Below are 14,233 nucleotides of genomic sequence, written 5' to 3' on the forward strand. Positions count from 1 at the left end.
TTGTGGGCACGGCGGGGCGGACAAGCAGCTATGGGCAGCAGGCTTAGAACAGGCCGGTGATGTTGCCGTCGTTGTCGACGTCGATGTTCTCGGCCGCGGGAACCTTGGGCAGGCCCGGCATGGTCAGAACACTGCCAGTCAGTGCGACCACAAAGTGGGCACCGGCGGAAACCTTGAGCTCGCGCACCGTGATGCGGAAGTTCTCGGGAGCGCCCAGGGCCTTGGCGTTGTCGCTAAAGCTGTACTGCGTCTTGGCCACGCACACCGGCAGGTTGCCAAAGCCGTTCTCGCGCAGCTCGGCGAGCTGGCGCTTGGCGGCCGGCGTAAAGTCAACGCCGTCGGCGCGGTAGACCTTGGTGGCAATGGCCTCAAGAGCGTCGGCCACATCGGCGCCGTCCTCATAGGCAAACTTGAGCTCGCTCGGCTGCTCAATCAGACGCATGACCTCATCGGCAAGCTCGAGCGCGCCCTCGCCGCCCTTGGCCCAGACCTCGGAAAGCTTAACGTTGACGCCGAGCTTCTGGCACTCGGACTCGATGAGTGCAAGCTCGGCCTCGGTGTCCGTCGGGAAGCGGTTGATGGCGACCACGCAGGGCAGACCATAAACGTTCTGGATGTTGTCGACGTGACGCAGCAGGTTGGGCATGCCGGCCTTGAGTGCCTCGAGGTTCTCCTCGTTGAGGTCGGCCTTGGCGACGCCACCGTTGTACTTCAGCGCACGAGCGGTCGCGACGACCACGACGGCGCTGGGGCGAACGCCCGTCATACGGCACTTGATGTCGAGGAACTTCTCGGCACCCAGATCGGCACCGAAGCCGGCCTCGGTAATGGCAACATCGCCAAAGCGCATCGCCATACGCGTGGCCATGATAGAGTTGCAGCCGTGGGCGATGTTGGCGAAGGGGCCGCCGTGGACAAACGCGGGCGTGCCCTCGAGCGTTTGCACCAGGTTGGGCTTGAGCGCGTCCTTAAGCAACGCGGCCATGGCACCCTGGGCCTTAAGGTCGCGGGCACGGACGGGCTCGCCGGCATAGCTGTAGCCGACAACGATCTCGCCCAGGCGCTCCTTGAGGTCATTGATGCTCGTGGACAGGCACAGGATTGCCATGACCTCGGAGGCAACAGTGATGTCGAAGCCATCCTCGCGCGGCACTCCCTGGGCCTTGCCGCCAATGCCGTCAATAACATGGCGCAGCTGACGGTCGTTCATGTCGACAACACGCTTCCAGGTGATGCGCTTAACGTCGATGCCGAGCTGGTTGCCCTGCTGAATATGGTTGTCGAGCATGGCAGCCAGCAGGTTGTTGGCGGCACCAATAGCATGGAAGTCGCCGGTAAAGTGCAGGTTGATATCCTCCATGGGGATCACCTGAGCCCAGCCGCCGCCGGCAGCACCGCCCTTAACACCAAAGACGGGGCCGAGCGAAGGCTCGCGCAGGGCCACGGCACACTTGACGCCGCGACGACGCAGGCCATCGGCCAGACCGATGGTCGTGGTGGTCTTGCCCTCGCCCGCAGGCGTTGGGTTGATAGCGGTCACGAGGACGAGCTTGGCCTGGTGATCGGTCGGCTCGTTGAGCAGCGAATAGTCGACCTTAGCCTTGTCGAAGCCGTACGGAATAAGGTGCTTAACGTCGACGCCGGCGTTCTTGGCCACCTCGGTAATAGGCAGCGGCGTGACAGAACGTGCGATTTCGATGTCAGTAGGCATGGGCGGTCCTTTCGTTACCGAATGAGAAAAAGACCAATTCAGCATAGCACGGGCGCGCAATAGTAAAACACCCATAACCGATGAACGGCGATATGTTTACCCGATGCCCAGCGATAGCCCAACAGCCCGCCAAAACAAAGCGCCCTAAACGGTAGGTTCAATCCCCAGGTGCTCAAAGGTGCGAAGGGTTGCCTGACGGCCCTGCGGCGTACGAATCATCAACCCGCACTGCAGCAGATACGGCTCATAGACATCCTCGAGCGTGCCCGGGTCCTCGCCCACCGCGCTGGCAAGGGTCGTAAGTCCCACGGCACGACCGGAGAACGTCTTAGCGAGCGTCTCCAAAATGCGAATATCCATCCAGTCCAGACCGAGCTCATCGATCTCGAAGAACTCGAGCGCCTGGCGACAGATATCGAGCTCGATGGGGCCGTTGCCGCGCACCTGTGCGTAATCGCGCACGCGCTTGAGCAGGCGGTTGGCAAGACGTGGCGTGCCGCGCGAACGCGAGCCGATCTCGAGTGCACTGGGATGGTCGATCGTCACGCCCAGGATAGTCGCCGAGCGCGTAACAATCTGCGCGAGTTCCTCGACCGTGTAGTAATCCAGGCGATATGAAATGCCAAAGCGGTCGCGCAACGGGCCGGTCAACATGCCTGAGCGGGTCGTTGCCGCCACCAGCGTAAACTTGGGAATATCCAGGCGAATCGAGCGCGCCGCCGGACCCTTGCCAATCACGATATCGAGGGCAAAGTCCTCCATCGCGGGGTACAGGACCTCCTCGACCGAACGGTTGAGGCGGTGGATCTCGTCGATAAACAGCACATCACCCGGCTGCAAGTTAGTAAGGATGGCTGCCAGGTCGCCGGTGCGCGCGATGGCAGGGCCACTCGTGGTCTTGATCTGAGCGCCCAGCTCGTTGGCGATAACCGTAGCCAGCGTGGTCTTGCCCAGACCCGGAGGGCCCGAGAAGATCACGTGGTCGAGCGTCTCGCCACGGCTCTGCGCCGCTTCGATCAACACGCGCAGGCTCTGCTTGATATGCTCCTGGCCGCAGTAATCGTCCAGGCGCTGGGGGCGCAAAGTGCGATCGACATCGAGGTCCTCGGCCGTCAGCTCCGAGCCCACCATGCGCTCGCCGTGCGCCATGGATGCCGCCGGCGAGTTGCCGGGCGTCGCCCACAGGTCCTGAGAGTCATCGGCTTCCCACATCACGCATCCATTCCGAGTCGCTTAAGCGCCGCGCCGAGCAAATCCTCGACACGCATATCCTGCCCATCATACCCGCTCAGAGCGACATCGGTCTCCTGCGGGCTAAAGCCCATGGAAAGGAGTGCCGCACGGGCGTCATCGATCGCCGAAGGAGCGGCGGCGGGCACGGGCATCGCAACCTGACCGGGGATCGCATCGACCGGCACAAAGCCCTTGTCCTTGGCAAAGGTGCTCTTGAGCTCCAAGATGAGGCGCTGGGCGGTCTTTTTGCCCACGCCGGGCACCTTGGCCATGCCCTTGTCGTCCTCGGCCATCACCAGGGAATACAGCTGTCCCACGGTATAGGTGGAAAGTACGGCGAGCGCCAAGCGCGGGCCAACGCCCGAGACGGACACGAGCCGGTCGAACATCGTGCGCTCATCCTTTGAAGAAAAACCGAAAAGTGTCATGGCGTCCTCGCGCACCTGCATACGCGTGTAGAGGCGGACCTCGCCGCCGGGCGTCGGCAACGTGGCCGCAGTGCCGCCAGAAATGCCGAGTTCAAAGCCAACGCCCGACACGTCGACGACGGCCGAGCTCATCGTGGCCTCGACAAGCGTTCCATGGAGCTGGGAAATCATCAGTATCCGGTTCCTCTCTGTTGATAGAACTCGCCACCGGTAAGGGCACGGGTGCGGCTGAGGTTTACGTGGCAGATGGCGCAAGCCAGGGCATCGGCGGCATGGTCGGGATGCGGGTCGTGGTCGAGCTGCGTGAGCGTACGAACCATATACGCGACCTGCCGTTTGTCCGCGGCTCCGGTGCCCACAACAGCCTGTTTAATCTGCATAGGCGTGTACTCGCCAATCTCGAGCGCGCATTCCGAAAGCGCCACGAGCGCGGCACCGCGGGCATGCGCCGTAGGGATGGCCGAGCGAACGTTGGCGCCAAAGTAAATGCTCTCGATGGCAGCGGTATCGGGTCGATAACGCTCCACGACGCCCTTGAGGTCGCGGGCGATATGCGACAGGCGCACCGCGAGCGGACTACCCGCGCTGGTCTCGATGCAGCCATAGGCACGGCAGCGAACCTCGCCACGCCGCTCCTCGATAATCCCCCAACCCGTATGAGCCAAACCGGGGTCAATGCCCAAGATAACCAAGCCAACCTCCCCTCGCCACAAGCGCAGCGCAAGACAAGGCCCCGCGCATCATTCACGAACGTCTGTTCTAGAATAACACAACGGGGGCAAAGTGCTTAAAGCAAGATAGATTCGGCAGAAGCAATGTGTGTAAGAGAATCTCTCCCGCAATGTTTCCGTCTGCCCTAGTTCTGGCTAAAGAACGGGAACTGCCTCGGATCCACCGGCGGATGCGGCATCGGCGTGCCCTGGGGTCCACCCTGCGGGCCACCCTGGCCGCCCATCATCTTATCGATGGCGTCCTGAACCTCGCCCTCGAACTTTTTCATGCCCTCGTGCAAACGACGCTGACCGTCCTCAGAGCGCAGCTCCTCCATCTGCTCGGGCGAAATACCCAGCAGCTCACCCAAAATGCCCATCATCTCACCGCGCATACGGTCACTCGTATCCTCGTCAGCAAAACGGCGCACCTCGGCGCGCGCCAGCGAATCGACCGTCATACGCTCCTTGCCGTTAAGCCCCAGGTCGGACCACGCGAGCATGTACGGCCAGGAGCGCTCGGCAAACGAACGGGACGAAACGATCGGCGCCATCGGCAACATACGGCGGGCAGCCTCGCCCTGTCGAACGAGCATCAGCAGCAGCGAGCAGGCCTCAGGCTTGCCAGCGGCCATCGGGATATCGTCGAAAGATCGATTGCGGTCCACGTGCGCCTCGAGCGCGCCATCGACCTCACCCGGCTCGAGCCCGCCGAGCAGCTGTGCCGCGCGGTCGAGCATATCGACCGGACCGTCGAGCGTCGAGAGCGCCTGCGCCAGCACGCGCTCCATACAATCTTCCACCGCGTTGAGCGTCACGAGCTCTTGGGGCACCACGGCAGACGTGCGGTTGCGCACGCGCGCCACAAACTCAAGCGTCGACAGGTACACATCGCCAAAGGGCGCGTAATCGCCCTGGTAGCCGCCGCAAAGCGCCGGCGCCGCCAGCGCGTACTCGGTTTTGGACAGCGGACTCAACGCCATCGCACCCAGCTCGAGCGCCGTGTCCTCCAGCATGAGGCCCAGCGTGCGAGAGCGCAGGCGCTCGGCGTCGCCCGCCGACACATCGCGGTCGAGCACACGCGCCGCATCCGGTGCATCGCGCTCGACGGTGCGAATGTGCAGACGCTCGGCGATGGCGCGGACGGCGGCACAGCGAGCAGCCTCGGCCTCCTCCTGCGCCGGCGTAAAGATGCGGTTGCGCCCCAGCACCAGGCCAATCACATTACGTGGGCCCAGAGCGTCGACGGCCAGCGCCGCCAGCAGGGACGACGGCAAGTCGCCCTCGAGTGCCACCACGGCGCGCGACGCACCGTGGGCCCGGGCGTTGTCGCGCACGGCGAGCACCAGCGCCTGCCACAGCCACTCCTCGGAACGGAACTCGGGCAGTTCGTGATCTTCCAGGGCATCGAGCATCACGCCGCGCTGAATCTCCTGAACCAGCAGGCTCTCCTCAAAACACGGCGCCTGGGCCACCACGCGACCACAGTCGTCGAGCACAAACGAACCGCCGGTATACACCGACTCGTCATAGGCACCGACCGGCGCCATACAGGCAAACCACACGCTGCGCTTGGATGCGATCTTGCGGTAGGCGCCGCTGCGAACGGCGGCAATGGCGGCAGTCTCGCGGTCGGTCATGTCAAACGCATTGAATTGGAAATACGCAATGAGGTCAACACCGGTCGGCAACATCTCGAGTTCGCGGTCCAAGTCAAAAATCACGGCGATGCGCACGCCGTCCACGTCGAACACCGGCGGCGCCCAACGCGTGTCGTTGTTCTCGCCACGCTGCAGGGCAATGCTCGAACGCGCCGGCACCACATGACCGTCCTTGAGCATCATGTAGTCGAGCAGCGGCTGACCCTCAAACGAAACCGCCGCGGGCACGATGCAGATCATGTCAAGCTCCTGGATGCGCTCAGCGACACCAGTCAAGCCGGCAAGCATGTCGTGCTCAAAGTCGGCAGCGCCCACCAGGCCACCGGGCATGGCGCCCATAAAGAGCGGAGCCGGAACGCACAGCACGCGCGCCCCGCGCTCGTGGGCCAGACGAGCCTGGTCCTCGATGCGGCCGCAAATGCCCTCAATATCACCCAGGCGCATATCGATCTGTGCAAGCGCGAGCTTCATGGCTCAGCCCTTTCCGTCGTAAACCATCGAAATCGTAGTAAAAGCGCCGGCCGCATGATGCAGTCGGCGCTCGCATGTGCATATGCTAGCTATGATACCCCGAGCGGGGGCGCGCTCCTAGAACGTCGCGGACCACAGCCCGTGCAGGTTGCAGTAGGCATAGACGGTACCGGTCTTGGAACCGCCGGCAAAAAACGTCGCGGGCTTCATGCCGGGCTCAAGGTAATGGACCTCTAAGCGGCCCTCGGCCTCAAGGGCGATCCACTCAATATAGTGCTCGGGCAGGCTGGGGTGCTCGACCGAGCCAACGCGTGCGCGAATCACGTGACCGTCGCGCTCGGTCTCGACAACAGGCACGTGCTTCTCGTGCGCCGCGTCCTCAGTGTTTGCGGTCAGTTCCGTGCAACCGGCAGGGGTTGCAACGTCGTTGCCAAGGGCGGCAATGAGCTTACCGTCGGGGTCCTTAAAGAATTTCGCCATGATGTTCTCCTTTGCTGACGTGCCAATGTTCTTGATGGTTCTTATGCCCAAAGGCAGACAAACCATCCACGGCATTGCAAATGAACACATAACGGGCGGGGACGATGGGGCAGCGTGCGCTATCCGCCCTGGCGGCCCCACCCGAGCGGGTTAGCGCCCGTCGCCGCCCAGCAGCGCCAGAACATCTTCGCGGGTAAACAGCGCCGACGAGATGCCGTCGCCGCCGAGCACGCTGTTGACCAGGTCGCGCTTGGACTCCTGCATCTGCATAATGCGCTCCTCGATCGTGTCCTTGGCGATGAGCTTGTACACGGTCACGGTATGTTGCTGGCCAATACGGTGCGCGCGGTCGGTCGCCTGGTCCTGCGCTGCCACGTTCCACCACGGGTCGTAGTGGATGACCACGTCGGCCGCCGTCAGGTTAAGGCCCACGCCGCCCGCCTTGAGCGAAATCAAAAAGACCGGAACCTCGCCCGCTTGGAACTGCGCGACCATCTTGGCGCGGCTCTCCTTAGACGAAGCGCCCGTGAGCTTAAGGAAGGCGATGTCCTCCTTGGCCAAGCGCTTACCGATGATATCGAGCATACCCGTAAACTGGCTGAACAACAGGATGCGATGCCCGCCGTCGAGTGCGCCGTGCACGAGCTCCATGCACATATCGAGCTTGGCGCTCCCCGCCTTGTAATCCTCGTAGTGTAGACGCGGGTCGCAGCAGATCTGGCGCAGCTTGGTGAGCTCGGCGAGCACCTTGAGTTTGTCCTTCTTAAACTCCCCAGCCTCGCGGTGCTGCACCTGCTGGGCGATGCGGTCCTGGTTGGCCAGGTAGAGCTTGCGCTGCTCGCCGGTAAGCTGCGCCATGACGGTGTCTTCGATCTTCTCGGGCAGGTCGGCCACCACGTCTTCCTTAACACGGCGCAGCACAAACGGCGACACGAGCGCCTGCAGGCGAGCGGCGCTATCGCCCTCGGCATGCTCGACGAGGCTCTCAAAGCGCTTGGCAAACGACTCGCGCGTCCCCAAAAGGCCCGGCATCAAAAAGTCGAAGATGCTCCAGAGCTCGGACAGGCGGTTTTCGATGGGCGTGCCCGTCAGGGCAAAGCGCACGCCGGCAGGCAGGCGCTTGGCGGCGCGCGCCACCTGCGTGAGCGGATTTTTAATGTACTGTGCCTCATCGAGCACCACGCGGGCAAAATCCTGCTCGACGTACTCGTCGATATCGCGCCGCATAAGGTCATACGACGTCACGACCACGCTATGCTCGGCCACGCCGGCGATCTGCACGCGGCGTTGAGCCTTGGCGCCCACAATGGCGCACACATCGAGCGACGGGGCAAAGCGCTCCAGCTCGGCAGTCCAGTTGTACACGAGTGAGGCCGGGCATACCACGAGCGTGGGCTTGGTGTCCCCCGCCTCCACGCGCGCCAGGATATGCGCAATCATCTGGAGCGTTTTGCCCAGGCCCATGTCGTCGGCCAAGATGCCGCCAAGGCCCAGGTGTTCGAGCGAGCCGAGCCACTGGTATCCGTCGACCTGGTAGCCGCGCATCGTTGCCTTGAGCGATGCCGGCACCGTAAAGTCCATCTTGCCGAGCGTGTCCAGGCGCTCGACGGTACGGCGGAACGCAGCGTCGCGATCGGCCTCGAGCGCGGGCGTGCGTGCAAGCATGCTATCGACAAACAGGGTACTCGACACGGGAAGCGACACGCCGTCGAGCAAGTCGACCGCATCGACGCCCAGGTCCTCGGCAAGACCAAACGCGGCACGGGCACTCTCGTCCAGGCGTACGATGTCGCCGGACGTCAGGCGCGCAAACGTCTGGTGGCGCTTGTAGGAGTCCAGATAGATGGCAAGGTCTGCCGCCGAAAGGCCGCTCGCGCCCAGTTCGACGTCGAGCAGGTTACTCTTGACGGTTGCACGCACCGAAAGCTTGGGCGCGGGACGCACCGAAATCTGGCGCAGACGGTCGCTGAGCATGACCTCACCCAGCTCGGACAGGGCGGACAGACCCTCGGTCAGCAGGCAGAACAAGCGGGCGTCATCGCGCTCCTCAAACGCCAGGCCGCCCTCGTAAAAGTCGAAATACAGGGCCGCCATGTCCATAACGCGAAACTCCGCCACCACGTCGCGGGGCGGCACGCCGGGGCGCTGCTCTTCAAAGGGACTGCCCGGAGCGCCCAGGCTAAAGAGATCCGCCGACCAATCGCCGTAGGTAACCGTAATTTTGCAGGTCACGAGCCCATCGTCGACGCCGATCGCCATGGCAAAGCTCGGCTCGGGTGCCACGGTATCGAGCGCGGCGGGCGCGGTGAGGTCGGTGTAGTCGCGCAAAATGGGCAGCGCCATACGGCAGAACTCACCCACCTGCTCGGCGGCAATATGGGCGGGCGTGCGGCACGGCAGCAAGCGCGACAAAAAAGGTGCGGCATGCTGAGCAAATGCAGCGTCGGTACGGCGCGCGCGGTGCGTGTCAACCAAGTAGGCGGCATCGCCCGACGCAAAGCAGTACATATCGGCGGGCAGGCGCAGGTCATAGCTACCACCAGCCGCCGGCGCGATTTTGGCGGCAAGGAGTGGTGGGTGCTTAGCGGACGCCTCGTCCTCCCCTTGCGGAGATAGCTCAACCGCCACGTCGTAGGTGCGATGCGTCGTCGTCCCCCGCGACCAGGCGGGCTCAAAGGAGATGGTCTGGCCGCGCAGCAGGTCCAGCACATATACGATGCTATGCTCGGACAGCGGCAACTGACGCTCGGCAACAAAACCACTGCGGGCAAAGTCGTACGACGCCGAACGCGAGCTTGTGATGTCATCGAGATAGGCAACTGTCGTCGCAACAAGGTTGAGCAGCTTTGCCGATGTTTCGTCAAAGGCCTCAGGTGAATGGACAAACGTGAGCTTCTTGCCATAGGAGAACGTGCCGCCGCGCACGTAGGCATCGGCCATGCCGTCGATGTCCTTGACCACGTAGGAGACCGATCCACAGCGAATGCGGAACTCGAGCGCCCAGCTAAAGCGGTCAGCGAACAGCGGATTGTAGTACGGCACCAACGAGGGCTCCAACGCCGCTTTGGGGGCGTCGGGATCAACGGCACCGGCAAGCTTGCGGCGCATGCTCGCCAGCTCATCCATGCGCGCGTCCGAAAGATCGGAAAGCGCCGCCACAAGGCTCGGGCTCGTGGGGACGGGCGCCGGGAAGGGAAAGTTGGGGTTGACGGCCGGCGCGGCGGACGCGGCGCGCGCGGGCTGTTTCGGCTGCGCCGTAAACGTGCGAACCGGCGTGCGCAAACCTTCGACGGGCTCGGCGCCGCTGGCATCCAAATACGCCAGCGCCGTGGCAATAGCGTGCTTACACATACCGGGGTAACGATAGGCGGCGGGACAATCGCAGTCGTAGTCGATCACCTCGTGCTCGTCCATGTCGAGCGCCACGTGCGTCTTGTACAGGTCGCCGCGCGAGCCGCGCACCGAGCCCTCAACCGTCACGTTTTTGGAGAAGCGCGAGCCGCTGTCCTCGATCGACAGCACGGCGCCGTTGAGCATGAGCGAACGCCCCTTCATAAAGGTGCCGCTCAACGCCGCCTCTTTGCGAAGCGCCTGCACAAACGTCCCCTGCGCCATCACTTCCTCCAATCTCACCCGGGGTAGCTTAGATCACCGTCACGCGGCCCTGGTTACCCACAATGGCCTTGGCCTCGGCCAGCAGCGGAATCGAACGCGCGTTGACCTTGGCAGGTACCTCGGCACGCAGCACGCGCCCGTCCACCTGCTCGATAAAGATCTCCACGCGGTCGCCGCCCGGGTTAGCGGTGAGCACCGTGGCCAGGCGCGCCATATTGCCCTGGCTAAAGCGGCTGTTGGGCACCATGACCTCAAACACCTTGGGCTTGTTGTTCTCTTCGTTGAGCTCGAGCGGCACGATCTCCTGCGCGATGATCTGGTCGCCGCGGTCCGAGCGCTCGAGTTTGCCCTTAATGCGCACAAAGGCATCGGACAGCTGCGCGCCGGTCTCGGGATCGACCTCGCCGTACAGGTACCCCTCGGCCTCTTTATAGGTCTTGGGGAACACGACGACGGTGGCCTCGCCTTCCATGTCCTCGAGCTGCACGATGCCCATGGGGTCGCCGTTTTTGGTCACGCGCTTGGATACGCTCGAGACCATACCGGCCCACCACAGAGCCTTGCCCTCGGGAATCTCCTGGTTGATGGTACCGCCCGTGGGGTTTTGCACCTCGTAGCCAGTGTCGATCTGCGAGAACGAGAAGTCGCGCGCTTTGCTGAGCGCATACTCAAACGGGCGCAGCGGGTGGTCCGAGACATAGATGCCCAGAACCTCCTTCTCCTGGCTCAGCTTGAGGTGGCGGTCCCATTCCTGGCCATCCGGATCGGGCACGCTGACCTCGAAGCCCGAGCCCTCAACGTCACCAAACATGTCGAAGAACGACGTCTGGCCGCTCGCACGGTCCTTTTGGCGCTTCACCGCGGCGTCGATGATGTTCTCGGGGTTGTTCTTGTCCACAAAGTGCATCATCTGACGGCGCGGATAGCCCGTGGAGTCGAAGGCACCTGCCTTGATCAGCGATTCGATCACGCGGCGGTTGGCCTGGCTCGAGTCCACGCGATCGACAAAGTCGTGCAGCGTCTTAAACGGGCCGCCCGCCTCGCGCTCGGCGATAATCGCCTGCGCCACGCCGGTGCCCACGCCGCGGATGCCGGCCAGACCAAAGCGCACGCCTTCCTTGGTAGCCGTGAACTCGGTGCCGGACTCGTTGACGTCTGGCGACAGCACGGGGATGCCGTCGTGACGGCACGCCGAGACGTAGTGCACGATCTTGTCGGTCTTGCCCGTGTAGGACGTCAGAACGGCCGCCATGTACTCGTGCGGATAGTGCGCCTTGAGCCACGCCGTCTGCATAACCAGAATGGCATAGCCGGCGGAGTGCGACTTGTTAAAGGCGTAGGACGCGAACTCAAGAACATCGTCCCAAATCTTCTGGGCGACCTCACGCGTGTAGTTGTTCTTGATGGCGCCGTTCATCCAGTGGTCGTAGGTGGTCTCGTCCGAGCCATCCTCCCAGTGCAGCACCGTCGACGTGAGCAGCTTGATCTTTTTCTTAGCCACGGGCTTACGGATACGCGAGTCCGATTCGCCCTTGGAGAAGCCGCACATCTCGACGGAGATGAGCATAACCTGCTCCTGGTAGACCATGGTGCCGTAGGTTTCGCCCAGGATGTCGTCCAAGCGGTCGTCGTAGGAGACCGCCGGCTCCTTGCCGTTCATACGGTTGATGTAGGACGAGACCATGCCGGCGCCCAGCGGGCCCGGGCGGTACAGGGCGATCAATGCTACGACGTGCTTGTACTCGGTGGGCTTCATGTTCTTGATCGTGGCCGTCATGCCGGCGGACTCGACCTGGAAGACGCCGGCAGTGTGACCGGAGCCCATGAGCTTAAAGATCTCGGGATCGTCAAAGGGAATCTCTTCCTCTTTGATGTCGATGCCGAAGTTCTTTTTGATGTTGGCCTTGGCCTTGGAGATAACCGTCAGCGTACGCAGGCCCAGGAAGTCCATCTTGAGCAGGCCCATGTCGGCGACGGTATGGCCCTCGTACTGGGTGATCTCGACGCCGCCCTTGGTGTCGAGCTTGGTGGGCACGTGCTCGTTGACGGGGTCACGGCAGATCAGAACGGCGCACGCGTGCACGCCCTCGCCACGGGTGAGGCCCTCGATAGAGAGCGCCGTGTCGATGATGCGGCGGGCGTCGTCGTCCTTTTTATAGGCCTCGGCAAAATCGGGGTTAAAGAGGTCCTCTTTGCCGGGTTGTTTGTCGAGCACCTGCTTGAGCTTGACCTTGGGGTCGCTCGAGACCATCTTGGACAGACGCTGGCCCATGTAGACCGGGTAGTCCAGGACGCGCGCGGCATCGTTGATGGCCTGCTTGGCCTTGATGGTCGAGTAGGTGATGACGTGGGTGACCTTCTCGGGGCCGTAGAGCTGGCGAACGTGCTCCACGACCTCGAGACGCCGCTCATCGTCGAAGTCCATATCGATATCGGGCATCTCGGTACGTTGCGGGGACAGGAACCTCTCGAACATCAGGCCGTTCTCGAGCGGGTCGAACGCGGTGATGTTCATGGCGTAGGCGACGATAGCGCCGGCGGCCGAGCCACGGCCGGGGCCGACGCCGATGCCGTTGTCCTTAGCCCATTGCACGTACTCGGCAACGATCAAGAAGTAGGCGGCAAAGCCCTTGTCGCAGATGACCTTGTATTCGTACTCAAAGCGCTCTTTGATGTTGACGCCGCCGATCTCGCGCGTGGCCCAGTCGTCGCCGTAGTGCTGGCGCAGGCCTTTCTCGCACTCGCGGCGGAACTGGCTCTCGTGCGTCTCGCCGGGATCGAGCAGCGGGAAGCGCGGCAGGATGATGGAGTCCCAGTCCAGCTCCACGTAGCACTTGTCGGCGATCTCGAGCGTGTTGTCGCAGGCCTCGGGGCAATACGGGAACATCGCCCGCATCTCCTCCTCGGTCTTCATGTAAAACTCCGAGCCGGTCATGCGCATGCGGTTGGGGTCGTCGACCTTGGCATTCATGCCAATACACATGATGACGTCCTGCACGGGCGCGTCCTCGCGGCGCAGGTAGTGGAAGTCGTTGGTGGCGATAACCTTGACGCCCACCTGCTTGGCGATGTCGATGAGCGTGCGGTCCATCTGCTCGTCGGTCAGGCCGTTATCGGTGGTAATGCCGTGTTCCTGGATCTCGATATAAAAGTCCCCGGGCTCGAAGGTATCACGGAAGGTCTCGGCCCACTTGATGGCGCCTTCCATGTCGCCGCGGTCGATGTATTTGGGGATAATGCCGGCGATACAGGCGCTCGTGCAGATCATGCCCTTGGCATGGCGACGCAGGTTGTCGAGCGTCACGCGCGGCTTGTAGTAAAAGCCCTGCACGGCGGCCTCGGAGACCGTCTGCATCAGGTTGACGTAACCCTCCTGGTCCTTGGCCAGAAGGATCATATGGTAGAGCTCGGGCTTGTGGTCGCGGGCGAGCGTCTCGTCCGGTGTAAAGTAGACCTCGCAGCCAAAGATGGGCTTGATGACCAGCGGCGGCTTGAGCTCGTCGATATTGCCCTTCTCGTCCCACATGGCCATGTCCTTGACGTACTGGGCATGCTCGCGCGGGTTTGCCTCGGGGTCGGGCTCCACCAGCTCGTCGCGGCGGTCCTTTTCCAAGAAGGCCTTGTCGTGGCTCCACGTCTTGTACTCGGGCGTGTTGTGGTTGACGGCGTCGCAGGCCAGCGCCAGATCGGGCACGCCGTACATGTAGCCGTGGTCGGTAATGGCCACGGCAGGCATGCCCAGCTCAACGGCACGGTTGACCATATCCTGGATACGGGTTGCGCCGTCGAGCATGGAGAAAACAGTGTGATTGTGCAGATGGACGAATGCCATGTGATGAGCTCCGATGCGGGTTCGTGTTCTGACTGAACGATTTTACCGCACGGCGCGGACGCCACCCGAACCTAGCCAAACCAACACGGGTA

General features: G+C 62.9%; 8 protein-coding genes. All 8 read right to left on the reverse strand.

What is annotated here, in order from left to right; genetic code table 11:
- Positions 1–43 precede the first annotated feature (43 nt).
- Positions 44–1,711 (reverse strand): formate--tetrahydrofolate ligase, encoded by a 1,668-nt coding sequence (locus OIL88_08195; GenBank protein ID HJI72338.1) that lies wholly within the window; start codon positions 1,709–1,711, stop codon positions 44–46.
- A gap of 144 nt (positions 1,712–1,855) precedes the next feature.
- A complete protein-coding gene (gene ruvB / locus OIL88_08200; protein ID HJI72339.1) occupies positions 1,856–2,923 on the reverse strand; it encodes a Holliday junction branch migration DNA helicase RuvB in 1,068 nt (355 codons plus the stop codon).
- A complete protein-coding gene (ruvA, locus tag OIL88_08205) occupies positions 2,923–3,543 on the reverse strand; it encodes a Holliday junction branch migration protein RuvA (GenBank protein ID HJI72340.1) in 621 nt (206 codons plus the stop codon). The genes ruvB and ruvA overlap by 1 nt, the downstream gene beginning before the upstream one ends.
- Positions 3,543–4,064, reverse strand: coding sequence for a crossover junction endodeoxyribonuclease RuvC (gene ruvC / locus OIL88_08210; GenBank protein HJI72341.1), 522 nt, complete (start codon positions 4,062–4,064; stop codon positions 3,543–3,545). Before ruvC ends, ruvA begins: the two co-directional genes overlap by 1 nt.
- Positions 4,065–4,228: 164 nt before the next feature.
- Positions 4,229–6,214 carry a hypothetical protein gene (locus OIL88_08215; protein HJI72342.1) on the reverse strand — a complete coding sequence of 662 codons (1,986 nt, stop codon included), beginning with the start codon at positions 6,212–6,214 and terminating at the stop codon, positions 4,229–4,231.
- A gap of 117 nt (positions 6,215–6,331) precedes the next feature.
- Entirely contained in the window at positions 6,332–6,694 is a 363-nt protein-coding gene (locus OIL88_08220; protein HJI72343.1) for a desulfoferrodoxin family protein, read from the reverse strand.
- A gap of 150 nt (positions 6,695–6,844) precedes the next feature.
- A complete protein-coding gene (locus OIL88_08225) occupies positions 6,845–10,309 on the reverse strand; it encodes a DEAD/DEAH box helicase (protein HJI72344.1) in 3,465 nt (1,154 codons plus the stop codon).
- Between the two features lie 28 nt (positions 10,310–10,337).
- Positions 10,338–14,141: a DNA polymerase III subunit alpha gene (gene dnaE / locus OIL88_08230; GenBank protein HJI72345.1), complete on the reverse strand. Its 3,804-nt coding sequence runs from the start codon at positions 14,139–14,141 to the stop codon at positions 10,338–10,340.
- Positions 14,142–14,233: the final 92 nt, after the last annotated feature.

The sequence above is a fragment of the Coriobacteriaceae bacterium genome, assembly GCA_025992855.1.
Lineage (GTDB): Bacteria > Actinomycetota > Coriobacteriia > Coriobacteriales > Coriobacteriaceae > Collinsella.